Annotated in this window: 19 protein-coding genes; 16 read left to right on the forward strand and 3 right to left on the reverse strand. The window is 71.6% G+C overall.

Annotation, left to right across the window (positions count from 1 at the left end; all coding sequences use genetic code 11):
• Nucleotides 1-27 precede the first annotated feature (27 nt).
• Genes ACLIBK_RS10570 through ACLIBK_RS10585 form a run of 4 tightly spaced genes read left to right on the forward strand, consistent with a single transcriptional unit; the run spans nt 28 to nt 3,401 of the window.
• Nucleotides 28-888: a branched-chain amino acid ABC transporter permease gene (locus ACLIBK_RS10570; protein ID WP_415387214.1), complete on the forward strand. Its 861-nt coding sequence runs from the start codon at nt 28-30 to the stop codon at nt 886-888.
• The gene (locus ACLIBK_RS10575; RefSeq protein WP_415387215.1) at nt 885-1,901 is read left to right on the forward strand and encodes a branched-chain amino acid ABC transporter permease; all 1,017 of its coding nucleotides are present in this window, start codon (nt 885-887) and stop codon (nt 1,899-1,901) included. The genes ACLIBK_RS10570 and ACLIBK_RS10575 overlap by 4 nt, the downstream gene beginning before the upstream one ends.
• Complete coding sequence (locus ACLIBK_RS10580) at nt 1,898-2,677, forward strand: ABC transporter ATP-binding protein (protein ID WP_415387216.1); 780 nt, start codon at nt 1,898-1,900, stop codon at nt 2,675-2,677. Before ACLIBK_RS10575 ends, ACLIBK_RS10580 begins: the two co-directional genes overlap by 4 nt.
• Nucleotides 2,670-3,401, forward strand: a complete 732-nt coding sequence (locus ACLIBK_RS10585) for an ABC transporter ATP-binding protein (protein ID WP_415387217.1) — start codon at nt 2,670-2,672, stop codon at nt 3,399-3,401. The genes ACLIBK_RS10580 and ACLIBK_RS10585 overlap by 8 nt, the downstream gene beginning before the upstream one ends.
• 99 nt (nt 3,402-3,500) lie before the next feature.
• On the opposite strand, the gene ACLIBK_RS10590 is transcribed toward ACLIBK_RS10585, so the two are convergent.
• On the reverse strand, nt 3,501-4,547 hold the full coding sequence (locus tag ACLIBK_RS10590) for a uroporphyrinogen decarboxylase family protein (protein WP_415387218.1): 1,047 nt from the start codon (nt 4,545-4,547) through the stop codon (nt 3,501-3,503).
• Nucleotides 4,548-4,764: 217 nt separating this feature from the next.
• On the opposite strand from ACLIBK_RS10590, the gene ACLIBK_RS10595 reads away from it, so the two are divergent.
• The 5 genes from ACLIBK_RS10595 (at nt 4,765) to ACLIBK_RS10615 (ending at nt 15,956) form a co-directional block, all read left to right on the forward strand.
• Entirely contained in the window at nt 4,765-5,796 is a 1,032-nt protein-coding gene (locus ACLIBK_RS10595; RefSeq protein WP_415387219.1) for a glycosyl hydrolase family 8, read from the forward strand.
• 747 nt (nt 5,797-6,543) lie between these two features.
• Nucleotides 6,544-6,822 (forward strand): hypothetical protein, encoded by a 279-nt coding sequence (locus tag ACLIBK_RS10600; RefSeq protein WP_415387220.1) that lies wholly within the window; start codon nt 6,544-6,546, stop codon nt 6,820-6,822.
• A 1-nt stretch (nt 6,823) separates the two neighbouring features.
• The gene (locus ACLIBK_RS10605) at nt 6,824-7,624 is read left to right on the forward strand and encodes a cellulose synthase operon protein YhjQ/BcsQ (RefSeq protein WP_415387221.1); all 801 of its coding nucleotides are present in this window, start codon (nt 6,824-6,826) and stop codon (nt 7,622-7,624) included.
• Nucleotides 7,621-12,207 (forward strand): UDP-forming cellulose synthase catalytic subunit, encoded by a 4,587-nt coding sequence (bcsA, locus tag ACLIBK_RS10610; RefSeq protein ID WP_415387222.1) that lies wholly within the window; start codon nt 7,621-7,623, stop codon nt 12,205-12,207. Before ACLIBK_RS10605 ends, bcsA begins: the two co-directional genes overlap by 4 nt.
• Nucleotides 12,204-15,956 carry a cellulose synthase subunit BcsC-related outer membrane protein gene (locus tag ACLIBK_RS10615; protein ID WP_415387223.1) on the forward strand — a complete coding sequence of 1,251 codons (3,753 nt, stop codon included), beginning with the start codon at nt 12,204-12,206 and terminating at the stop codon, nt 15,954-15,956. Before bcsA ends, ACLIBK_RS10615 begins: the two co-directional genes overlap by 4 nt.
• Nucleotides 15,957-16,077: 121 nt before the next feature.
• Here the strand turns inward: ACLIBK_RS10615 and ACLIBK_RS10620 are convergent, their stop codons facing one another.
• Nucleotides 16,078-16,977 carry a methyltransferase domain-containing protein gene (locus tag ACLIBK_RS10620; protein ID WP_415387224.1) on the reverse strand — a complete coding sequence of 300 codons (900 nt, stop codon included), beginning with the start codon at nt 16,975-16,977 and terminating at the stop codon, nt 16,078-16,080.
• A 107-nt stretch (nt 16,978-17,084) separates the two neighbouring features.
• Between ACLIBK_RS10620 and ACLIBK_RS10625 the strand changes: the two genes are divergently transcribed.
• The 5 genes from ACLIBK_RS10625 to ACLIBK_RS10645 all read left to right on the forward strand — a co-directional run bounded on the left by ACLIBK_RS10625 (nt 17,085) and on the right by ACLIBK_RS10645 (nt 21,185).
• The gene (locus ACLIBK_RS10625) at nt 17,085-17,672 is read left to right on the forward strand and encodes a cysteine dioxygenase (RefSeq protein ID WP_415387225.1); all 588 of its coding nucleotides are present in this window, start codon (nt 17,085-17,087) and stop codon (nt 17,670-17,672) included.
• A 139-nt stretch (nt 17,673-17,811) separates the two neighbouring features.
• Nucleotides 17,812-18,669: a double zinc ribbon domain-containing protein gene (locus tag ACLIBK_RS10630; protein ID WP_415387226.1), complete on the forward strand. Its 858-nt coding sequence runs from the start codon at nt 17,812-17,814 to the stop codon at nt 18,667-18,669.
• A 31-nt stretch (nt 18,670-18,700) separates the two neighbouring features.
• Complete coding sequence (gene grxC / locus ACLIBK_RS10635; RefSeq protein ID WP_415387227.1) at nt 18,701-18,958, forward strand: glutaredoxin 3; 258 nt, start codon at nt 18,701-18,703, stop codon at nt 18,956-18,958.
• Between the two features lie 101 nt (nt 18,959-19,059).
• Complete coding sequence (locus ACLIBK_RS10640; protein ID WP_415387228.1) at nt 19,060-19,521, forward strand: DUF1178 family protein; 462 nt, start codon at nt 19,060-19,062, stop codon at nt 19,519-19,521.
• 146 nt (nt 19,522-19,667) lie between these two features.
• A complete protein-coding gene (locus tag ACLIBK_RS10645; RefSeq protein ID WP_415387229.1) occupies nt 19,668-21,185 on the forward strand; it encodes a class I SAM-dependent methyltransferase in 1,518 nt (505 codons plus the stop codon).
• A 97-nt stretch (nt 21,186-21,282) separates the two neighbouring features.
• Here ACLIBK_RS10645 and ubiG read toward each other — a convergent pair whose 3' ends face one another.
• Nucleotides 21,283-21,999, reverse strand: coding sequence for a bifunctional 2-polyprenyl-6-hydroxyphenol methylase/3-demethylubiquinol 3-O-methyltransferase UbiG (gene ubiG, locus ACLIBK_RS10650; RefSeq protein WP_415387230.1), 717 nt, complete (start codon nt 21,997-21,999; stop codon nt 21,283-21,285).
• A 123-nt stretch (nt 22,000-22,122) separates the two neighbouring features.
• Here ubiG and ACLIBK_RS10655 point away from each other — a divergent pair, with 123 nt between their 5' ends.
• A complete protein-coding gene (locus ACLIBK_RS10655; RefSeq protein ID WP_415387231.1) occupies nt 22,123-23,346 on the forward strand; it encodes an aspartate kinase in 1,224 nt (407 codons plus the stop codon).
• Nucleotides 23,346-24,461, forward strand: a complete 1,116-nt coding sequence (locus ACLIBK_RS10660; RefSeq protein ID WP_415387246.1) for an NAD(P)H-dependent flavin oxidoreductase — start codon at nt 23,346-23,348, stop codon at nt 24,459-24,461. The genes ACLIBK_RS10655 and ACLIBK_RS10660 overlap by 1 nt, the downstream gene beginning before the upstream one ends.
• The last annotated feature ends 46 nt before the right edge of the window (nt 24,462-24,507 follow it).

A 24,507-nucleotide genomic window follows, 5' to 3' on the forward strand; every position in this document is an offset into this window, starting at 1 on the left:
AGGGACGCCAGTGAGGAAGACCGTGTTATGCTGACCGTCCTGTTCGACGGCCTCGCCTACGGGATGGTGCTGTTCATCCTGGCCTGCGGCCTGGCCGTCACGCTGGGGCTGATGAACCTCGTGAACCTCGCCCACGGCGCCTTCGCCATGGCGGGCGGCTATGCCGGGGTGCTGCTGGTGAACCGCTGGGGCGTGCCCTTCCTGGCGGCGCTGCCCCTGTGCTTCCTGGTCTCGGCCGCGCTGGGCGCCCTGCTGGAGCGGACGCTCTACGTCCACATCTATGCCCGCAGCCACCTCGACCAGGTGCTGTTTTCCATCGGGCTGGTGTTCATGGCCATGGCGCTGGTGGACTACACCCAGGGCTCGCAGCAGCAGTTCATCGAGGTTCCCGCCTTCCTGCGCGCCCGCTTCGAGGTCGCCGGCGTCAGCATGGGCGCCTACCGCCTGCTGATCATCGGCGTGTGCGCCGCCATCGCGCTGGCGCTGCATCTCGGCCTGGCGCGGACGCGCTTCGGCAGCCGGCTGCGCGCGGCGGTGGACGACCCGCGGGTGGCGCGGGGGATGGGCATCAACGTCAACCTCGTTTTCGCCGTGACCTTCGCGGTGGGCTCCGGCCTCGCCGGGCTGGGCGGCGCGCTGGGGGCGGAGATCCTCGGGCTGGACCCGACCTTTCCGCTGAAGTTCATGATCTACTTCCTGATCGTGGTCACCGTGGGCGGCACCGCCTCCATCGGCGGGGCCTTCCTGGCCTCCATGCTGCTGGGCATCGCCGACGTGGCCGGGAAATACTACGTGCCGGCCTTCGGAGCCTTCGTGATCTACACCGTGATGATCGTCGTGCTGATCTGGCGCCCGCAGGGCCTGTTCGGCCGGGTGACCACCCGATGAGCGGCGCCCGTTCCTCCCTGCGCGAGCGCGCCGCCGCACAGCTGGCGGGCCTGTCGCGCTGGCACCCGGCGGAATTCGCCGTCTGGGCGCTGGTGGCCGCAGCCTTCTTCCTGTTTCCCGACCGCTACCTGCTGATCAGCGAGATCGCGATCACCGCGCTCTTCGCCCTCTCCCTGGACCTCGTGCTCGGCTATGCCGGCATCCTGTCGCTGGGCCACGCCGCTTTCTTCGGCCTCGGCGCCTATGTCGCCGGCATTGCCGCGGTGCGCGGCCTGCCCGACCCGCTGCTGGGGCTGGTGCTGGCATGGGGCGCGGCGACGCTGCTAGGCGGCGCCACCAGCTTCCTAGTGCTGCGCGGCTCGGACCTTACCAAGCTGATGGTGACGCTGGGCGTCGCCTCCGTGCTCTACGAGGTCGCCAATCGCGTCAGCTGGCTGACCGGCGGCGCCGACGGCTTGCAGGGCATGGAGGTCGGCCCGATCCTCGGCCTGTTCGAGTTCGACCTCGGCGGCAAGGTGGCGGCTGTATACAGCCTCGTCACCCTGTTCGTGGTGTTCCTGGTGGTGCGGCGCATCGTCCATTCGCCCTTCGGTTGGGCGCTGCGCGCGGTGAAGGGCAACCCGCTGCGCGCCGGCGCCATCGGCGTGCCCGTGAACCGGCGGCTTATCGCGGCCTATACGGTGGGCGCCGGGATCGCGGGCATTGCCGGGGCGCTGCTGGCGCAGACCACGCAGTTCGTGTCGCTGGACGTGCTGGCCTTCCACCGTTCCGCGGACATCCTGCTGGTGCTGGTGATCGGCGGCATCGGCTGGCTGTATGGCGGCCTGCTGGGCGCGGTGGTGTTCAAGCTGATGCAGGACACGCTGTCCGTGCTGACGCCGCAGTACTGGCAGTTCTGGATCGGGCTGGTGCTGGTGGTACTGGTGCTGGTGGGCCGCGACCGCATGGCGCAGTGGCCGTCCCGCCTGCGCCGCCGGCCGGCGCCGACCCCCGTGCAGGAGCCTGCGGAATGAGCGCCGCGCTGCAACAGCCGGCCGCCGCGCCGGCGCTGGAAACCGTCCACCTCAATCGCTCCTTCGGCGGTTTGAAGGCCACCAACGACGTCAGCCTGCGGCTGGAGCGCGGCAGCCGCCACGCGCTGATCGGCCCCAACGGCGCGGGCAAGACCACGCTGATCAACCTGCTGACCGGCGTGCTGGCGCCCACCAGCGGCACCATCCTCCTCGACGGGGAGGACATCACCGCCCTGCCGCCGGAACGCCGCGTGGCGCGCGGCCTGGCCCGCACCTTCCAGATCAACCAGCTGTTTCCCGCCATGACGCCGCTGGACACGGTGGGGCTGGCGGTATCGCAGCGCCTGGGGCTGAGCGCGCAGTGGTGGCGCACCATGGGCAGCCGCCCCGCCGTGGTGGAGGAAGCCGCCGACATCCTGGAACAGTTCCGCCTGGGCGACGTGATGGGCGAGCGCGTCGGCTCGCTGCCCTACGGGCGGCAGAGGCTGGTGGAGATTGCCGTGGCGATCGCCTGCCGCCCCCGCGTGCTGCTGCTGGACGAACCAGCCGCCGGCGTGCCGGAAGCCGAGCGCGAGGGTATCCTGGCCACCGTGGCGGCCCTGCCGAGCGATGTGTCCGTGCTGCTGATCGAGCACGACATGGACCTGGTGTTCCGCTTCGCCGACCGCATTTCCGTGCTGGTGTCCGGCGGGCTGCTGATGGAAGGCACGGTGGAGGAGGTCGCCAACGACCCCCGCGTGCGCGAGGTTTATCTGGGGGAGGGCGATCATGGCTGACATCCTGGCCGTCGAGGGCCTGTCCGCCGGCTATGGCGCCGCGGCCGTGCTGCACAACATGTCCCTGTCCCTGGCGGAAGGCCGGTCCATGGCCGTGCTGGGGCGCAACGGCATGGGCAAGACCACGCTGCTGAACACCATCGTCGGGGTGACCCGCCGCTTCGGTGGCAGCATCCGCCTGGGTGGGCAGGAGATCGGCCGCATGCCGGCGGAGCAGCGCGCGGGCGTCGGCGTGGGCTGGGTGCCGCAGGAGCGCAACATCTTCAAGTCGCTCACGGTGGAGGAGAACCTGACCGCGGTGGCACGCCCCGGGCCGTGGAACGTGGCCAAGGTCTACGCGATGTTCCCGCGCCTGCAGGAGCGGCGCCGCAATATGGGCGACCAGCTTTCCGGCGGCGAGCAGCAGATGCTGGCGGTGGGCCGTGCCCTGGTGCTGAACCCGCGGCTGCTGCTGCTCGACGAGCCCACCGAGGGCCTCGCCCCGATCATCGTGGACGAGTTGCTGGCTGCCCTGCGCCGCATCATCCGCGACGAGGGTGTGTCGGCGATGGTGGTGGAACAGCACGCCCACAAGATCCTGGGCGTCACCGACGACGCGGTGATCCTGGAACGGGGCCGCATCGTGCATGCCGACACCAGCGCCGCGCTGCGCGCCGACCCTTCGGTGCTGGAACGGCACCTCGGCGTGTCGCGCAAGGGCGTAGTGCTGCCCAGCGCGGCCTGAGGGCGGATGGGCCGCGATCCGCGGCCCTCCGGAAGCCGAGGGCGCGACGGCCCGCGTGAGGCGGCGGCCCGGTAGGCCGGGCCGCCATCCTGTTCGCCGTCAGGCCGCCTTGCGGCCTTCCAGTTCCTCGCGCACCAGCTTGGTGCCGGCCACCATCGCCTGCATCTTGCCGAAGGCGACCTCGCGCGGCAGGTACTTCAGGCCGCAATCCGGCGCCACGATCACCTTGTCCACGTCGACATGCGGCAGGGCGCGCTTGATGCGCGTCGCCACCGTGCCGGGCGTCTCGATTTCCGGGTTGGACAGGTCGAGCACGCCGAGGATGATGGTCTTGCCGCGCAGCTTCTCCAGCACGGAAGTGTCGAGGTTGGACTGCGCCGTCTCGATGGAGACTTCCTGCACGCAGCAATCCGCCAGCTCCGGCAGGAAGGAATAGCCTTCCGGCCGCGCGTGGATGACGTGCGCGTAGCCGAAGCAGATGTGCAGCGCCGTGCGGCCGGTGATGCCCTCCAGCGCGCGGTTCACCGCCTTGAGCCCGTACTGCCGCGCCTTCTCGGGCCGCGCCTGCATGTAGGGCTCGTCGATCTGCACGATGTCGGCGCCGGCCGCGAACAGGTCCCGGATCTCGGCATTGACGGCCTCGGCGTAGTCGAGGGCCATCTCTTCCTCGGTCGCGTAGAAGTCGTTCTGCGCCTGCTGCGACATGGTGAAGGGGCCGGGCACGGTGATCTTGATCATCCGGTCCGTGTTGGCGCGCAGGAAGGCCACGTCGCGCGCTTCCACCGCGTGGCGGCGCCGGATGCGCCCGGTCACGCGCGGCACGGGGTTGGGGTGGCCGCTGCGGTCCAGCCCGACGCCGTGGTTGTCCAGATCCACCCCGTCCAGCGCCGTGGCGAAGCGGTTGGAATAGCTTTCCCGTCGCATCTCACCATCGGTGATGATGTCCAGCCCGGCGCGTTCCTGCTCGCGGATCGCCAGGATGGTGGCGTCGTCCTGCGCCTGTTCCAGGTAGTCCGGGGCGACGCGCCACAGTTCCCTGGCGCGCACCCGCGGCGGGAAGCGGCCGGCCAGGTTCGCCCGGTCGATCAGCCAGTCCGGCTGCGGATAGGAGCCGACCAGCGAGGTCGGCAGCAAGGGGTGTGACATGGCTTCTCCCTGGGATCGTGGTGATCCTGTCCGGCCCCTTCTACCGTGACCGCCGCCTTGCCGGGAGTGGCGTCGTCAACCGGCACACCGGGCGAGCAATGTCTCGGCAGGATCGGCCCGCCCGGCGGATCGGGTAAGTTCTTCTATCCCAGGTTGCAAAAACTGGACAGGCATGCACCATGGGGTCGTGCATTTCCTTCCCTGCAGGCGCGACGTGTTGGGCAGCGCAGCAGCCCTGCTGGTGCCGGGCGTGGCCGAGGCAGCGGACCCGGTGCAGCTGCGCTGGAGCAACTTCGCCCAACGTTTCCTGCAGTCCGATGGCCGCGTGGTGGACCCGCAGAACGGCGACGTGTCGCATTCCGAAGGGCAGGGCTGGGGCATGCTCTTCGCGGTGCGTGCCGATGACCAGCCGGCCTTCGAGCGCATCCATGGCTGGACGCGGCGAAACATGGGACGGCCGGGCGACCGTCTGCACAACTGGCGCTGGCAGCCCGGCCGGCCGCCGCTGCCGGCCGACGGGAACAATGCCACCGACGGCGACCTGTTCATCGCCGCGGCGCTGATCGAGGCCGGAACGGCTTGGCGCCAGCCGAACTGGGTCGAGGATGGCCGTGCCATCGGCCAGGATATCCTGCGCCTCCTGGTGCGGCGGGTGGAGGGGACGCTGCTGCTGCTGCCTGGGCTGGAAGGGTTCGAGCGGCCGGGCGAAGTGGTGATCAACCCATCCTACTACGCCTTTCCCATGCTTCGTACCGTGGCCGCTGCCTTGCCCGACCGGATGTGGCTGGATCTCGCGGCGGACGGGCTGCGTCTGCTGCGCGCCGCGCGCTTCGGCACCTGGGAGTTGCCCGCCGACTGGGTCGCGGTATCTCGGAGCAATGGCGCACTCACCCCCGCGGCGGGGTGGCCAGCACGATTCTCCTTCGACGCGGTCCGCCTGCCGCTCTGGCTGGCCTGGTCCAACCTGACGGAGGAGCCGGGGCTGATCGGCCCGGCACGATACTGGGCCCGCAGCTTCGCCCAGGGACCCCCGGCCTGGGTGGACCTGCAGACCGGGGCGCTGGCGCCCTATGCCGCCCTGCCGGGGATGCGCGCGATCGCGCGGCTGGCAGTGGAGGCATCCGGGGTGGGAGCCGTGCTACCACCACCACGAGTTGGACAGGAAGCCAGCAACTACTACTCTGCCGCCCTCGCAATGCTCGCTACCCTGGCCCGCCAGGAACTTACTGGCTCACTAGCGACGCGATGACCGTAGTTTCCGGGTCACAAAGCATCGAATCACAACTCCGGGCACGAAAGGAACATGATCCTTCATCTGGGTTGTGCCATCATGCAACAACTCTGAAGCAGGTTGAGCATGTCATTCGAACCTGACGTTGAACGGGTAGCGGCGGTACTGGGCGCACCCGGGCTGAAGTATCGCAGCTTCGGCAATGAGGCGGTTCGGCGCGTGCCTCCGCCGCGGCCCGTGGAGGCTCCGCCCCCGGCGGCCGAGTTGCCCTCCGCTCAGGTCAGCGCACCGCCGGCAGCGCCGCAGCCCCTTTCCGCGGTGGAACAGGCCGCGGCACCACCGCGCGTGGCCGCTGTTGCCCCGGCCGCGCCGCAGGGTGGGAGTGTTGCCCAGAATCGGATCGAAACACCCGCGCCTGCGTCGGCAAGTGTCCCTGCCGGTCCTTCGGCCTGGTCCTCCGCTGCAGTGCCGGAGCGGCCGGCCCCTCCGCCCGCTGCGAATCACTGGGCTGGAAATCCCAACGTGCTGCCATTGCCGACGCAGCCGAACTTCCCCGGGGCTGCCCCGCAGGGCTGGGCCGCACCGCCCCCCCCTGCGCCACCATACGCCGCGATGAACTGGCCCGCGAATCCGCCGCCCCCTGCGCCGAACTGGGCAGCCCCGCCGTCCTGGTCCGGCGCGCCGGCCCCCTGGCCCGGGCCGCCGCCTTCCTGGGTCATGGCTGCGCCGATGCAGCCCCCGCCGATGGCGTGGATGCCGGTCGGGATGCCGCCGGTCGTTCAGGCCTACCCGGCGCCTGCTCCCGCCTGGCCGGCCATGATGGTGCCGGCTGCCGCGCCGCCTCCCCGTCCGGCGCCGCCCCCGGTCTGGAACCCGCCCGAGTTCGCGCCCGCGGATTACAGCCTGTTCGAAGCCCTGGACCAGGCCATGGCCAGCCAGCAGGCCGCACCCGGCGGGGCGGCGGACCGGAACGGACAACCCAGCCTGACGGAAAGGCTGCGCGCGGTGGCGCAAGCCGGTCCGGCAACGTCGAGGCCCTTCTGACGTGCCACTGATCTGCTTCGCCTCTCCAAAAGGAGGGGTCGGGAAAACGACTCTGGCGGCCAACGTGGCCCATGCGCTGCACCGGCAGGGGCGCCGGGTGCTGGCCATGGATTTCGACCCGCAGAATGCCCTGCGGCTGCATTTCGGCGTGCCGATGACGGATGGGGAAGGGTGGCTGGCTGCCCTGCCGAAACCGCCGGACTGGCGCCGTTCCATGCGGCAAACGCCGTCGGGCGTGATGCTGCTGCCCCATGGCGGAGTGGACATGCAGCAGGCGCTGACGCTGTCGGCGGTGCTGTCCCGTCAGCCGGAATTGCTGGCCGCCCCGATGCGGGCGCTGCTGTCGGATCCCGCGCTGCTGGTGATCGCCGACATGCCGCCCGGGCCGTCCCTGGCCTTCGCCGCCCTGGCACCGCTGGCCAGCATCGTGGTCTGCGTCCTGAAGGCCGAGGCCATGGGCGCCGCCCTGGTGCCGGAGATCGAGAGCGGCCGCTTCGTCGGGGACGGCCCGACCTCCGCGCTGGTCGCGCAGCGGCTGCGTGTGCTGATCAACGCCGTGGACCTGCAATCGCGCCTGTCGCGCGCCTCGGCCGAGGCTGTGGCCCGCCATGTCGGACCGCGGCTGCTCGGCGCCGTCAGCCAGGAGGAAGGCGTGGCCGAGGCCCTGGCCTGCCAGCGTCTGCTGCTCGACCACGCGCCGCGTTCGCGCGCCGCCTCGGACCTGATCGAAGTGACGCAAGCCCTTCTCGCCGCGCTGCCCACCGCGCAGCCGAACAACACCTTCGCCTGGGGGAGCCGATGAGCGCCATGGCCCGCCTGTCCCGCACGCTGCTGCCGCGCTGCACCGCGACCGGCGTGCTCCTGGCCATCCTGGGCGTGGGGATCGGCCTGCCCTTCGTGGTGGCGCCCCTGGAAGCCGAGCAGCAGGCCTGGCTCGCCCTGGCGGGCTTCCTGGTGTTCCTGATGGCGTCGCGCCTGAAAGGCCGGACGGCGAGCTTCTTCCTGGTGATGCTTTCCGTGCTGATCTCGACCCGCTACATCTATTGGCGGCTGACGGATACGCTGGACTTTTCCGGCCTCTGGGCGACGTTTCTCGGTACCGGTCTGCTGCTGGCCGAGATCTACGCCGTGATCGCGCTGCTACTGTCCTACCTGCAGTCGGTCTGGCCACTGGAGCGCAAGCCGGTGCCGCTGCCGGCCGATCCCGACGATTGGCCGGTGATCGACGTCTACATCCCCAGCTACAATGAATCCCTGGCGGTGGTGAAACCCTCGGTTTTCGGCGCGCTGGCGATGGACTGGCCGCGCGACAAGATGAACGTCTACATCCTCGATGACGGCCGGCGGGAAGAGTTCCGCCAGTTCGCCGAGGATATCGGCTGCGGCTACCTGATCCGCCCCGACAACAAGGGCGCCAAGGCCGGCAACATCAACCACGCGCTGACGCAGACCAAGGGCGAATACATCGCCATCTTCGACTGCGACCACGTCCCCGTGCGCGCCTTCCTGCAGATGACGGTGGGCTGGATGCTGCGCGACCGCCGCATCGCGGTGCTGCAAACGCCGCACCATTTCTACAGCCCCGACCCCTTCGAACGGAACCTCGCCTCGGGCCAGCGCGTGCCCAACGAGGGGCTGTTGTTCTACGGGCTGATCCAGCCGGGCAACGACATGTGGAACGCCGCCTTCTTCTGCGGCTCCTGCGCCCTGCTGCGCCGCACCGCGCTGGAACAGGTGGGCGGCGTGCCGCACGAAACGGTCACCGAGGACTGCCACTGCTCGCTGAAGATGGCGCGGCTGGGCTGGCACACCGCCTATATCCGCCTGCCGCTGGCAGCCGGTCTGGCGACGGAGCGGCTGGTGGCCCATATCGGCCAGCGTCTGCGCTGGGCCCGTGGCATGGTGCAGATCTTCCGGGTGGACAACCCGCTGATGGGGCCCGGCCTGAACCTGACGCAGCGCTTCTGCTATGTCTCCTCCATGTGGCACTTCCTGTTCCCGGTGCCGCGTTTCGTGTTCCTCACCGCGCCCCTGGCCTTCCTGATGTTCGGCCAGAACCTGATCGCCGCCTCGCCGCTGGCCATCGTGGCCTATGCCGGCCCGCACGTGGTGCATGCCGTGGCCACCAACAGCCGGCTGCAGGGCTCGGTGCGCCATTCCTTCTGGTCGGAGATCTACGAGACGGTGCTGACGATGTGGCTGCTGCCCGTGGTGTTGGCCACGCTGCTGGATCCGCGCAAGGGCAAGTTCAACGTGACCGCCAAGGGTGGCGTGCTGGATGAGGGCTTCTTCGACATGCGCGCCGTGGGCCCCAACGCCGCCCTGGCCGGCGTGCTGGCGCTGGGCATGGTGCTCGGTCTCTACGGCATGTGGAGCAGCGGCTACGGCACACTGGAATTCCAGGCCTATGCGCTGAACACGCTGTGGATCTCCCTTTCCTTCTTCATCGTGTCGGCCGGCATTGCCGTGGGCCGTGAGCGGCGCCAGGTGCGCGAGCGTTCCCGGGTCGGCGTGGTGGTTCCGGCGACGGTGATCCTGGCCGACGGGCGGGTCCTGGAAGGTCGCACCCTGGACATGTCGCTCGGTGGTGCGGCGCTGGAAGTGGACCGTCCCGACGATGTCCCGGAAAACGCTGCCGTGACCCTGGAGGTGGACCTGGGGCCGGAGCGCGTGGCCGTGCCGGGCGAGATGCTGCGCTGGCGCAGCGGCCGTGCGCAGCTGCGCTTCGCGCCGCAGGACGTGCGCGATGAGGGCAATGTCACCCGCATCGTGCTGGGCCGCGCCGACAGTTGGGTGGACTGGGACCGCAACCGCCGCGATCGGCCGTTGCGCGCGCTGTGGGAGGTTGCGGTGAGCATTCGTGGCCTGTTCCGCGGCGACAGCCAGTTCACGCGGAAGCGGACACGCAGGAACCAGGCGCGCCCCGCCACCTCGCTGCCCGCGGCCAATGCCGGGCCGGTCGCGTCCCGTGCCCAGCGTGCGGCCGCGCTGCTGATCGGGCTCGGCCTCGGGCTCGGCGTTCCCGCGGCCGCCTCGGCCCAGGGCCGCAACGCGCCGGCGCGCAACGCCACGCCACCCGCACAGCCCGCGGCGCCGGCGCCGGCTCCCGCTCCGGAACCGGCGCTGCTCGCGCCGCCACCGCCGGGTCTCGGCGCCGCGGCGCCCGCGCCTTTGCCCAACAACCCGCCATCGGCGGCCGGTCTTCCCGCCACCCTTCCCGCGGCGATCCCGCCGCCGGCCGAGGGGGCACGGCAGGCCACACGGACACTGCGCCAGCTCGGGCTGCGCAGCCCGATGCAGCTGCGCGGCACCACCGATCTGCAGGGCATCCTGTTCGGGCTGCGCGCCGACGAGGTGGTGACGGACGCCAAGCTGGTGATCCAGGGCGCCAGCAGCCCGGCGCTGATCCCGGAACTGTCGCAGATCGCCATCACGATGAACGAGCAGTTCGTCGGCACGGTCACGCCCGATCGCGCCCGTCCGGCCTTCGGGCCGCTGGAGTTCCCGATCAATCCGGTGTTCTTCACCGACAGCAACCGGCTGAACTTCCGCTTCACCGGCCGCTACGCGGTGGAATGCAACGACCCGCTCTCGGGCCTGCTGTGGTCCACCATCTCCGACCTTTCCACCTTGCAGGTGACCACGGAGCGGCTGCCGCTGCCGCGCGACCTGGCGCGGCTGCCGGAACCCTTCTTCGACGCGCGCCTGCAGCGGGAACCGCTGGTGCTGCCGGTGGTGGTGCCGGACGCAGCTGGCAACGACGTGCTGCGCGCGGCGGTGATCGCGTCCTCCTGGTTCGCGGTGCAGGCGGACTACCGCGGCGCCAGCTTCCCGGCCTCGGCCACCGTGCCGGCGCGCGGCAACGCCGTGGTGATCGCGCCGACCGCCGAGGCCAGCACCGGCCTGGGCTTGCCGCGGCCGGAAGGTCCCAGCCTGGCGCTGCTGCCCAACCCCTCGGACCCCGACGGGCTGCTGCTGGTGATCGGCGGCCGTTCCGGCGCCGAGGTGGTGACCGCTGCCCAGGCCCTGGCCGCCGGCCGGCAGGCGCTGTCGGGCGAGCGGGCGGTGGTCTCCGCCCCCGAGCTCGCGCCGCGCGTGCCCTACGACGCGCCGCGTTGGATCCGCATCGACCGCCCGGTCCGCTTCGGCGAACTGATGGACCCGTCGGAGCTGCAATCCTTCGGCTTCGCGCCCGGCAACATCGCCATTCCCTTCCGCACCGCGCCGGACGTCTACACCTGGCGCCAGCGGCCGCTGCCGGTGGACCTGCGCTACCGCTCGCCCCCTGGCCCGGTGGTGGACCTGGCCGTGTCGCGGCTGGACGTGTCGCTGAACGGCAACTACCTGAAGTCGCTGCCGCTGCGGGAGCCCGAGCCGGGCTGGCCCTGGAACTGGATTGCCCGCCAGATCGGCCGGCCTTTCTCCGCCGACGTGGTCGAGGGTTCCGCCGGGCTGCCGCCCTACCTGGTCTTCGGCCTCAACGACCTGCAGCTGCGCTTCGACATGCGGCCGCTGAACCGCGGCGACTGCACCGCCGTGCCCGGCGACGTGCGTGCCGGCATCGACCCGGACAGCACGATCGACCTGTCCCGCGCGCATCGCTTCACCACCCTGCCGAACCTGGCCTTCTTTGCCAGCTCCGGCTTTCCCTACACGCGCATGGCCGACTTCTCGGAAACCGCCCTGGTGGTGCCGGAGCGGATGAATTCCTTGGAGCTGTCGGCGACCATGGCGCTGGTGGGCCGGCTGGCCGCCAATGTCGGCTATGCCGCCACCAAGATCGAGGTGGTCCGCTCCGGCGGGCTGGAACAGGTCGCGGGCAAGGACTTGCTGGTGGTGGGGGCACTGAACCGGGTCCCGGCGCTGACCCAGCTGCTGCGCGACGGCCCAGTGACGCTGGAAGGCAACCGCCTGACCGTGGCCCTGCCGGATGCATTGGACCAGTTCCGCAACCTCTTCCTGTCGGATGATCGTTTGCGCGACCGGGAACGGTTGAGCAGCGTGATCTCCACGGGTGGCGAGGGGCAGGGCATGCTGCTGGGCTTCCAGAGCCCGCTGCGCGAAGGCCGGTCCGTCCTCGCTCTCACCGGCACCTCGCCGCAGGGAATGGAAGCCATGCTGGCCGCACTGCGCGACCCCGAACAGCAGCCGCGCATCCAGGGCGACGTGGCCCTGCTGTCCGGTGGGCGGGTGGAAGCCTTCCGCATCAGCCGGGACTACTCTGTCGGCTCCTTGCCGATCTGGCTCTGGCCCCAGCTCTACCTCGGGCATCGGCCTGACCTGATCCTCGCCCTGCTGGTGGGGGCAGCGCTGCTGCTCGCCATCCCTGCCTATTGGGCGATGCGACGACGAGCGGCCACCCGGCTGCGGGCGCGCCACCCATGAGGACGCTTCGCCACCTCCTCCTGGCCTCGGCCGCCTTCGCCACGCCGGTCGCAGCGCAGGCCCAGGATCGCGGCGTCCAGGTGCTGCTCGACCAGGCGAACTACTGGCGGTCGCAGAACCGGCCCGATCAGGTGCTGCGCACGCTGGAACGCGTGCTGAGCTCCGATCCCAACAATGCCGACGCGCTGGCAGGCGCCGCCCAGGCGCAGGCCGAGCAGGGCAACCGGGCAGCGGCGGACCAGTACCTCGCCAGATTGCGGCAGCAGGCGCCCGCCGATCCGCGCCTGGGACGGGCCGAACTCGCCGTCCGCGGCGCCAGCATCGATCCGGCCCAGCTCGCGGAAACGCGTCGGCTGGCACAGGCCGGGCAGCAGGGAACGGCGGTGACGCGCTACCGCGAGCTGTTCCGCGGCACCACGCCCCCGGATGCCTATGCGGTCGAATACTACCAGGCCCTTGCGGGAACCCAGGAGGGCTACGCGGAAGCCCGCAACGGACTGGCGCGGCTGGCGGAGCGCAACCCCAATGACCGGCGCCTGCAGCTCGCCTACGCGCAGGTGCTGACCTGGCGCGAAGGCTCCCGCGAAGAAGGCATCCGTCGCCTGCGGCAACTGTCGCAGAACCCGGATACGGCCCAGGCCGCCAGTGCCGCCTGGCGCGACGCCCTGAGCTACCAGGGCAGCAATCCCGCGGCGATCCCGGAGCTGGAGAACTACCTCCAGCGCTTCCCCAACGACACGGCAGCGCAGAACCAGTTGGCCGCGGCGCGCAACCCGGTGCGCTCGCCGCAGGACCTCCTCGGCGCGCAGCGGCAGGAAGGCTTCACCGCGCTCAATGCCGGCCGGCTCGCCCAGGCGCAGCAGGCTTTTGAGGCGGTGCTGGCGCAGGTTCCGGAGGATTCCGACGCACTGGGCGGTCTCGGCATCGTGCGGCTGCGGCAGGGGCGCAACAACGATGCGCGCCAGCTCCTGACCCGTGCCATTGCCGCGGACCCGCAGGAGGGCCGGCGCAAGTGGGGCCAGGCCCTGGCCGGCTCCACCGCCAGCGGCGAGGTCAACGCCGCGCGCAACCAGATCGGCCGCGGTCAGATCGACCAGGCCGAAGCCGCGCTGCAGCAGACCGTGCGCCGCGACAGCGCCGAGCGGCCGGATGCGGAAACCCTGCTGGGCGACATCGCCCTGCGCCGCGGTGATCCTGCCGGGGCGGAGCAGCGCTACCGCGCTGCCCTGGCGCGCCGTCCGGACCTGCCCGGTGCCCTGTCCGGCCTGTACGAGGCCCTGCAGGCACAAGGCCGCTTCGCCGAGGCCGAGGAGCTCGCCGCACGCCGGGGTCCCGCCTTCGCGGCGGCCACCGGCGCGGCCCGGGCGGAACAGCTGCGGGCCGAGGCCCAGCGCAGCGAGGATCCCGCCACCGCCATCGCCCTGCTGCGGGGCGCGCAGGCCTCCAACCCCAACAATCCCTGGGTGCGGCTCGACCTCGCCCGCGCGCTGCTGCGCCAGGGCAATGCGGCGGAAGCCCGCGCCATCGTCGAGGAAGCAGCGCAGACCAATGCCAGCGCCGACAACCTCTACGCCGCGGCGCTGTTCGCGCAGGAGGAAGGCCGCACGGCCGATGCGGCCCGCTACGTGGAGCGCATCCCCGACCGGCTCCGCAACGCCGACCAGAACCGGCTGCTGCGCACCGCCCGGCTGCAGCGCGAGATCGCCGCGGCGGCGGAACCGGCCCGCTACGGCCGTCCCGAAGACGCCCGCCGTCGCTTGCTGGAGATCGCCGCGCGACCCGACCCGACCGGCGAAACGGCGGCCCTGGCCGTGCGTGCGCTGAGCAATGTCGGCGATGTCCGCGGCGCGGCCGAGGTGGCGCGCGTGGCGGCTTCGGTGAACCGCGGGGCAGCGCCCGCGGGCCGCATCGCCCTGGCCGATGCCCTGTTGGCGGCGGGGCAGGAAACCGAGGCCGCGGAGATCATCCGCTCGCTGCAATCCGATCCCCGCCTCTCCGCCGATGACCGCCGCCGGGTGGACGGGCTACGCACCGGCGTGGCCGTCCGCACCAGCGACCGGCTGAACGAGCGCGGCGACCAGGCCAGTGCCTACGAGCAGCTGTTGCCGGCGCTGCGCAATGCGCCGCAGGACCCCTCCGCCAACCTGGCCCTCGCGCGCCTTTACCAGGGCGCGCGCGAGCCGGTGGAGGCGCAGCGTATCGCCGAAGCGGTGCTCGGCCGCGACCCGCGCAATGCCGATGCCCGCCTCGCGGCCGCCGATGCGGCGCTGGCGCTTCGGCAATGGGGCCGGGCGGAAACCCTGCTGACCGAGGGGCAGGCGCTGATGCCCAACGACCCCCGGATTTCCGTGCTGGAAGCCCGACTGGCCCGGGCTTCGGGCGACCCGCGCCGCGCCCGGGCGGCGCTGGAACGGGCGGCCGAGCAGCGGCGGGCGCAGATCGGTGCCGCGCCGCCGCAGGAAGAGGCTTCCCGGCAACCTACCGCGGCGACCCCATTGGCGCCGGTGTCGCAGAACCCGTTCCGGCGCGTGGCCCTGGCCGGCGGCAACGAGCTTTTCGCGGAACCGCCGGCCGCCACCGGTGTGGCGGTCAACGACCCGCTGCTCAACGACATTTCCCGCCAGCTCGTGGAGGTGCGCGAAGAAGCCGCGCCGCGCCTGACGCCCAGCATCGGAGCCCGCTTGCGCACCGGCAGTGCCGGCCTCGACCGCCTGCGGGAAGTGTCCGGGGGCGGCGAAGTCTCCACCCCGATCGCCGGGCTCGGCGGCCGGGTCGCGGTGCGGGCGCAGGTCTACAACATCGACTCCGGCGACCTGAACGAGGATGCCGGGACGCTGCGCCGCTTCGGCACCAACCCGCTGCGGATCGGGCAGAATGACGTGCTCACCGCCGCCGACAGCCGGGCTGCCTCGCCGCGCAGCACCACCGCCACCGGCGTGGCTGTCGGCCTGGGCTATACCCGTCCCGGCTTCGCGGCGGATATCGGCTCCACTCCGCTAGGCTTTCAGCAGCAGAACGTGGTGGGCGGCGTCGAGATCGCCCCGGAACTCGCGCGTGACCTGCGGCTGCGCATCGTCGGTGAGCGTCGCGCCGTGACCGATAGCCTGCTGTCCTGGAGCGGCATGCGCGACCGCAACGGGCAGCGCTGGGGCGGCGTGGTCCGCAACACCGGCCGCGGCCAGGTCGAATTCTCCGTGGGCGACACGAACTTCTACGTCGGCGGCGGCTATTCCAGCTTCGAAGGCAACCACGTCGCCGACAACACCCGCATCGAGGCCGGGGCCGGCTTCAGCACGCCCATTTTCCGCCGCCCCGACGAGGAGCTGATCACCGGGCTCGACCTCGTCTACCAGTCCTACGACAAGAACCTGCGGCTCTTCACCCTCGGCCACGGCGGCTACTTCAGCCCGCAATCCTACTACGCCGCCAACCTGCCGGTCGATTACCGCGCGCGGGTGGGGAACTGGGCCTATCGGCTGGGCGGCGTGATCGGCGTGGCGAACTACAAGGAGGATGCCGCGCCGCTCTTCCCGCGCGACCCGGGCTTGCAGGCCCAGGCCGTGGCCACCAACCCGCAGAACGCCTTCTACGCCGCGCAATCCGCCACCAACCTGACCGGCGGGCTGCGGGCGGACCTGGAATACAGTGTCACCCCGTCGCTGCGGATCGGGGCCCTGCTGCGCTACGACCGTGCCGCGGACTGGAACGAAACGCGCGGCATGATCTTCGCGCGTTATCGCCTGGACTGAGGCGGCAACTTCCACCCGATGGCGAGGCTGGACCGCCTTGCCGTCGGGTTACACGACGTGTCGCCGGGGCAGCGCGCAGCGGCATCGCCGGAGCGGGGCGTGAATGGCGCCGGACCGGCGCTCAATGCCGCCGTCGGAACGGCGTGACCTCGCCGGTACCCTGCTCGGCCGCGCCCAGCGCATCGGCCAAGCGGGCCGTGGCGCTGCCGGGACGGGCCGCCTTGGGCTGATCGGGTGAGGGGGCCCAGCCCGTCAGCGTCAGCAGACGCAGGGTGGCCGCCACCGTGCCGTCCTCGCCGGTCAGGCGGGCCAGGGCCGCGGGCAACAGGGCGCGAGGCGGCGGGCGAATGTCCCGCGCCGCCACGGCATTGCTCTCGCCGGCGGCCTGCAGGTCGCGCAGCAGAGCCAGCGGCGTGCGATAGGACAGGTGCATCACCTCCGCATCCGCGACCGGCAGGGCGAAGCCCGCGCGCTGCAGCAGGGCGGCGCCGTCCGACACTTCCGGAAAGGGCGACACGCGCGGCGACACGCCGCCGCGCAGCTCCGCCTCGCTGGCGGCCAGGGCTTCGCGCAGGGATTGCAGCGTGCCGAGGGCCGGCAGGCTCGCCAGGAACAGGCCGTCCGGCGCCAGGGCATGGCGGATCTGGATCAGCGCGCCGGGCAGGTCGTTGACCCAGTGCAGGCTCAGGTTGGCCACCACCAGGTCGAAGCTGCCGGCGGCGAAGGGCAGCCATTCCTCGTCGCCCGCCACCGCCATCCCGCCCGACAGGGCCGCCGTCGCGGGCGACAGGTCCATGGACACCACCGTGCCGATGCCGCGGTCCCGCAGCCGCGGCGCGATCACCCCCCGTCCGCCCAGGTCCAGGGCGCGCGAGAAGCGCCGCGTGGTGTCGTCCAGCCGGTCCAGCAGCCGCTCCGCCGCATCCTCCAGGACCGGCGCGACGCGGTGCAGGCCCGGAGCGGCGCGGTCCCGGCGGCGCCGCAACAGGGCGCGATCGAAGATGATGGGGGTGGCGGACATGCGGTGGAGATGGCGCGGAAGCGCCGCCGTCACCAGGGGCGCCGGCCGTTTCCGCCGTGCCGCGAAGCGTTCTAGGTTTCGCGGGGTCCTCCCGAAGGAATGGAGCGATGGAAGCATCGGAGCTGATGGCCTCGCGGCTCTTCGCCATCCGCCGCACCATGGCCGAGGTGCGCGGGATCGAGGCCCGTCAGGGCGTCACGCGCGACGGGCTGGATGCCATCCGGGCCGCCCTGCTGGCCCTGGCCGGGCAGAGGGGATTGTTTCCGGCCGACGAGTTCCCGCCACCGCCGCCGGGTCGGCCAGGTGGCCGCCGGCATCGCTTGCAGCGGGATGTGGGCGGCCGCTTCGCCCTTGACCTCCATGTCCTGAACCCCGGGACGGAAACGGCGCCGCACGACCACGGCACCTGGGCCGTGGTGGTGGCGGTGGAAGGACAGGTGCTGAACCGGCTCTACGACCCCGTGGAGCCACCGGGCCACACGGCACCGGCGCCGCTGCGCCTGCGGGGGGAAGTCGCGGTGGAACCCGGCCGGGGTCTCGCCCTGCTGCCGGATGAGGTCCACTCCATCCACGTGGCCGGCCCAGGGCCCGCGCGCCACCTGCACCTCTACGGCGTGGCGTTGGAGCAGCAGCGGCGGCGCCGCAGTTTCGGCCAGGACGCCCAGGCGGCCGGTCAGCGGGGCATCGGCCGGTGACACGGCGCCGGCACATGCCCGGCCGGAATGCAGCCCAACGCGGCAAGCAGCCCCGGAACGCCGCCCCGCGAACGGGCGACGAGCGGGTGCCCCCGCCCCGTTACCCGGTCGCGCCCCGCCCGGCGCGCGAGGCTCGGCGGTGATCCACGCGGCCGGCTTCGGTACGCTGCCCGCCGCAGCGATGGCGCAGGCGCTGCGCCGGTTCGGCAGGCGGGCCGGCCTCGGCGTGCTGGACGCGGTGCTGCCGCCGCACTGCCTGAGCTGCGATGCCGCCGTGACCGAGCAGGGCGCCGTGTGCCCGGACTGCTTCCGCACCCTGCACGCCATCGTGGCGCCCTTCTGCGATGGCTGCGGCGTGCCTTTCGTGCATGGCGGGCAGGGCGTGCCGGAATTGGGCGGCCCGCGGCTGCTCTGTTCGCGCTGCGCCGAACGGCCGCCCCTCTTCGACACGGCCCGGGCTGCCTTCACCTATGGGGAGGGTGCCAAGCGCCTGTTGCTGCCCTTCAAGCATGGCGACCGGCCCGATCTCGCCCGGCCCTTGGCGCGCCACATGGCGCGGGCCGGGGCGGAGTTGCTGGACCGCGCCGACCTGCTGGTCCCGGTGCCGCTGCACTGGAAGCGGCTGCTGCGGCGCCGCTACAATCAGGCCGCGCTGCTCGCCCGGATGCTGGCCCGCCGGTCCGGGGTGCCCTGGCTGCCTGACGCCCTGCGCCGCCTCCGGGCCACGGAGTCGCTGGGGGAACGTGGCGCGGCCGAGCGGGAAGCCGTGCTGCAGGGCGCCTTCGGCCTGTCCCGCCGCGGCGCGGCGCAGGTGGAAGGCCGGCGCGTGCTGCTGGTGGACGACGTGTTGACTAGCGGCGCCACCGCCAATGCCTGCGCCGCCGCGCTGCGAGGTGCCGGGGCCACGGCCGTCGACGTGCTGGCCGTGGCGCGGGTGCCCGATCCCACCCTGCGCGAGACACCGAAGCCGGACAGGGTCGCCTCGCCGGCGGCTTGACCCGGGACGCCCGCGAACCGATTTGTGCACCATGGCCAAGGTCGAAATCTACACCACCCCGTTCTGCCCGTATTGCGCGCGCGCCAAGGCGCTGCTGACGCGCAAGGGCGTTGCCTTCGAGGAGATGGACGCCCCCAACGGCTCCCCCGAGCGGGAAGCCGCGGTGTCGCGGTCCGGCGGGCGGACCACCGTGCCGCAGATCTTCATCGACGGCACCTCGGTCGGTGGCTTCGACGATCTTTATGCGCTGGACCGGGCCGGCAAGCTCGATCCGATGCTTGCCGCCTGACGCGGCGCTGCTAATTCCAGGGTGGGGCGGCATGGCGCCGGACCGGTCAGGCCCGCGCCGGGCCGCCTCGCGCCCGCGGCTATGACCGAGACGGAACGGGGATGATCCACTACCAGCTGCGTTGCGACGGGGACCACGGCTTCGACGGGTGGTTCAAGGACAGCGCCGCCTTCGACAAGCTCGCCAAGGCCGGCCTGGTGGAGTGCCCGGCCTGTGGCGGCACCAAGGTGACGCGTGCCCTGATGGCGCCTGCCATCGCCAAGGAGCGTCCGGCCCCCGCACCGGTGCCGCAGCCCGCGCCGGAAGCACCGGTGATGCAGCAGCAGGCGGCCGGTCCCATGCCGGCCCAGGTGGTGGCCCTGCTGCAGAAGATGCGCGCCGAGGTGGAGAAGAACTGCGACTACGTCGGCCCTGAATTTGCCGCGGAAGCCCGCCGGATGCATGCCGGTGAGAGCGAGCGGCGCGGCATCTACGGCGAGGCCACGGAGGCGGAAACCGAGCTGCTGCGCGACGACGGCATCGAGATCGCCCAGATTCCCTGGATCCCCCGCGCCGACGGCTGACCCCGCCACTTCGTTGCCGGGGTGATCTGGACGCCGGCCGCGCACCACGCGAGTTTCGGGCCTTCGAATCCCGCCGGCCGGATCGACCCGCCCCGTCCAGGGTACGCGGCAGTTGGCGCGGCGGGCGCATCCGGGGAGGCACGGGGATGGACTGGGCACAGGGCTACGTCTCGGACATCCAGTACACGCCCGGCTTCTACAAGGAACTCTCGCCCTCCTTCCTCACGATGGCGGGGATCATGCGCGGCCTGCGCACGCCCGAGCCCTTCGAGGCGCTGAACGTCTGCGAACTCGGCTGCGGCCAGGGCCTGACCACCAACCTCCTCGCCGCTTCCAGCCCGCGCTCCCGCTTCTGGGGGATGGATTTCCACCCCGGGCAGATCGCCAACGCCCAGCGCCTCGCCCGCCGTGCGGCCCTGCTCAACGTGACCTTTCTCGACCTCAGCTTCGAGGATGCCTGCGCGCTGCCCCCCGACGCCCTGCCGGGCTTCGACCTGATCACTCTGCACGGCATCTATTCCTGGGTTTCGGCCGAGCATCGCGCCCAGATCATCCGCTTCATCGGCCAGCGCTTGAAGCCCGGCGGCGTGGTCTACGTGTCCTACAACTGCATGCCGGGCTGGGCGGACATGGCGCCGGTGCAGCGGCTGATGCGCGAATTCGCCGCCCGCCGCCCCGGCCGCAGCGACGTGCGCGGGGAGGAAGCGGTGCGCCTGCTCGACCACCTGCAATCCGCCAAGGCCCGGATTTTCGCCATCTATCCCGACCTGGCCCGCAAGCTGGACCGGGTGCGGCAGATTTCCGGCACCTACCGGGCGCACGAATACCTCAACGAGAACTGGCAGCCGCTCTATTCCCCGGATGTGGCGGCCCAGATGGCGCAGGCGCGGCTGGCCTTCGCCGCGTCCGCCTCGCTCTACGACAACATCGATGCCGCCAGCCTGCCCGAGGCGCAGCGCCCCGTGGCCGATGCCTTCGCCGACCCGGTCTGGGTCGAGTACGTCAAGGACATGGTGGGCAACAAGCGCTTCCGGCGCGACCTGTTCATCCGCGGCCCCAATCCCGCCACCCCCGCCGAGCGCCGGGAACTGCTGGCCCCCTACCGCTTCGCCCTGGTGGTGCCACCTTCCCAGGTGAACACCCGCTTCGAGAACGACCTGGCCATCATGCACGGCGAGGAAGCCACCTACCGGCCACTGATCGAAGCCCTGGCGCGGGGGCCACAACGCTTCGCCGACCTGTCCGCGCCGGGCGGCGACCCCGAGTTGGTGGAAGCCCTGGCGCTTCTCATGGCTTCGGACCAAGTGGTCCAGCTCGGTCCGGTGGACGAGGAAGCCCTGGCCCAGGCCCGCCGCTTCAACGAGGCGCTGGTGCATTATGGCCGCCTGGGCGAGTACCTGGAGTTCCTGGCCGTGCCGGGGGCGGGGGCCGGGTTGCGCACCAACATGGTCGAAACCCTCGTGCGCTCCGCCCTGCTGGATGGCTGTCCGGGATTGCCGGAAATCACCCACCACGTCTGCGCGACCTTGCTCGAACAGGGGCGGGCAGCACCCCCGGGTGCCCCGGCGCCGGCGGAAGCGGAACTCGCCGCCGAGGTCGAGCCCCTGGCCCGCGCAGTGCTGGAACAACGGCTGCCGCTGTGGCGGCAACTCGGCATCCAATGACGCGGCAGCCCGGGCTGGGGGCAGCCTGTCCGCCGCCGCGGTCCATGCTTGGCGTCCGGGCGGCAGTGGCCACTGCCCAGCCCGGCGGAAGCCGGCGTTAAGCCGGGCGTTCTGCCGCCACTATGTAGTTGACCGCCAGGTCACGGCTGGCCCGCCAGTGCCGCGTGAAGGGGTCAAAGCTCATTCCGGCCACGTCGGTCACCCGCAATCCTGCCGCCCGCAACTCCCCGCCCAGCTCGGACGGGGTGACGAACATCTTCCAGTCATGCGTCCCGCGCGGCAGCAGGCGCAGGACGTATTCCGCCCCCAGCTTGGCCACCAGGAAGGAGTGGGGCGTCCGGTTCAGGGTGGACAGGAACACCAGCCCGCCCGGCCGGCACAGGCGGAACAGCGAGTGCAGGAAAGTCGCCCGGTCCGACACGTGCTCGATCACCTCCAGGGACACCACCGCATCCCATTCGCCCGAAAGCTGCTCCGGCCGGCCTTCGCGGTATTCCACTGGCAGGCCGGAAGCCGCGGCATGGCTGCGGGCGGCGGACAGGGCTGCCCCGGCGGCGTCCAGCCCGGTCACCGTGGCACCCCGGCGCGCCAGGGCCTCGCTGGCCAGCCCGGCGCCGCAGCCCACATCCAGGATACGCAGGCCGGACAGATCGTCCTCCACCCGGCCATAGCGGCGGGCTACCCGCTCGGCGATCCAGCCGCAGCGCAGTGGGTTCATGGCGTGCAGCGGTGCCATGGGGCCGCGCGGGTCCCACCATTCCGCCGCCAGGGTGTCGAACTTCTGGATCTCCTCGGCGCGCGCGGTGCCGGACATGCGGGTTCCCCTGGGCGCCGGGCCGGCGAGGTTGCGGCGGCCGGCGGTGCTGGGTATCTGTCCCGCCCCATCGCGGCGCGCAACCCTGCGCGCCCCCGAACCACCGGACACCCACCGGCGCTCATGTCCCGCATCGTGATGAAGTTCGGCGGCACCTCCGTCGCCGACCTGGACCGCATCCGCAACGTCGCCCGCCGCGTGAAGCGCGAGGTGGAGGCCGGCCACGAGGTCGCCGTGGTGGTGTCCGCCATGTCCGGCGTGACCAACCAGCTGGTGGGCTGGTGCCAGCAGCTTTCCCCCCTGCACGACGCGCGGGAATACGATGCCGTGGTGGCCACCGGCGAGCAGGTGACCACCGGCCTCCTGGCCATCGCCCTGCAGGCGGAAGGGGTGGATGCCCGATCCTGGCAGGGCTGGCAGGTGCCGATCCGCACCGACGGCGCCCACGGCAAGGCCCGGGTGGAGGAAATCGAGGGCGCCCGCCTGATCGAGCGCATGCAGCAAGGGCAGGTCCCCGTGATCGCCGGCTTCCAGGGCATCGGGCCCCGCGAGCGCATCACCACGCTGGGCCGCGGCGGCTCCGACCTTTCGGCGGTGGCGGTGGCGGCGGCGGTGAAGGCCGACCGCTGCGACATCTACACCGACGTGGACGGCATCTACACCACCGACCCCCGCATCGTGCCGCGCGCCCGCAAGCTGGAGCGCGTGAGCTTCGAGGAAATGCTGGAACTGGCCTCGGTGGGCGCCAAGGTGTTGCAGACCCGCTCGGTCGAGCTGGCGATGAAGCAGAAGGTGCGGGTGCAGGTGCTATCCTCCTTCGAGGACAAGCCCGGTTCCCTGGTGGTGGACGAGGACGAGATCGTGGAACAGCCGATGGTCACGGGCGTGGCCTATTCCCGGGACGACGCCAAGGTGACGCTGCGGCGCCTGCCGGACCGGCCCGGCATCGCCGCGCACGTGTTCGGGCCCCTGGCCGCGGCCAACGTCAACGTGGACATGATCGTGCAGATCCTGGGCGCCGACGGCACCACGGACATGACCTTCACCGTGGGCAAGACCGACCTGCCGCGGGCGCGCGAGGTGCTGGAAGCCGCCCGGGCCGATATCGGCTTCGAGACCATCCTGGCGGCCGAGGACGTGGCCAAGATTTCCGTGGTTGGCATCGGCATGCGCTCGCACGCCGGGGTGGCGGCGACGATGTTCCGGACCCTGGCGGAGAAGGGCATCAACATCCAGGTCATCTCCACCAGCGAGATCAAGACCAGCGTGCTGGTCGGGGTGGAATACACCGAGCTGGCGGTGCGTGCCCTGCACACCGCCTACGGGCTGGACGGGCCGGCCGCGTGATGGACGCGCTGGCGCCCGCCATTCCCGGGGGCCGCGCGGCGGACGCGCCGGCACCTACCGCCCCCGAGACCGCCGGCGCCGCCGAGCTGGACCGGCTGATGCGCCGCGGGGCCGAGTTCCTGGGCGCCCGCTGGGCCATCCTGGGCGGTGCCATGTCCTGGGTCAGTGAGCGCCACCTCGTGGCCGCGCTGAGCGAGGCTGGCGCCTTCGGGGTGATCGCCTGCGGCGCCATGGAGCCGGACCGGCTGGCCGAGGAGATCGCCGGCACCAAGGCCCTGACCAGCCGGCCCTTCGGCGTGAACCTGATCACCATGCATCCCCGGCTGGAAGCGCTGGTGCAGGTCTGCCTCGATGCCGGGGTCGGCCATATCGTCTTCGCCGGCGGCATCCCGCCGGGCCCTGCCATCCGCAAGGCCAAGGACGGTGGCGCCAAGGTGATCTGCTTCGCACCCGCCCTGGCACTGGCCAAGAAGCTGGTGCGCTCCGGCGCCGACGCGCTGGTGATCGAGGGTTCCGAGGCCGGCGGCCATATCGGCCCGGTCAGCCTGACCGTTCTGGCGCAGGAAATCCTGCCACATGTGCGCGACGTGCCGATCTTCGTGGCCGGCGGCATCGGCCGCGGTGAGGCGATCCTGAGCTATCTGGAGATGGGGGCTGCCGGCGCCCAGATCGGCACCCGCTTCGTGTGCGCCACGGAATGCGTCGCCCACCCGAAGTTCAAGCAGGCCTTTATCCGCGGCGCGGCGCGCGACGCCCTGCCCACCGTGCAGCTGGACGATCGCTTCCCCGTGATCCCCGTGCGCGCCCTGCAGAACGCCGGCACCCAGCAATTCCTGCAACACCAGGCGCGGGTGATCGAGCGCTTCCGTTCGGGCGAACTGACCAAGGAAGCCGCCCAGCTGGACATCGAGCACTACTGGGCCGGCGCCCTGCGCCGGGCGGTGGTGGATGGCGACGTGGAGAACGGCTCCCTGATGGCCGGGCAGTCCGTGGGCATGGTGGCGCGCGAACAGCCGGCGGCCGAGATCCTGGCGGAACTGGTGGCGCAGGCCGCCGCGGCGATCGCCGCACGCCACGGGGCAGGGGGGTTTGCGACGCCACTGCCGGCGCGATAGGTCTCCCCAGGATCACCGGACAACGTTTCCCCGCATGGCCAGAGCA

The sequence above is a fragment of the Roseomonas sp. BN140053 genome, from assembly GCF_047690175.1.
Lineage (GTDB): Bacteria > Pseudomonadota > Alphaproteobacteria > Acetobacterales > Acetobacteraceae > Roseomonas.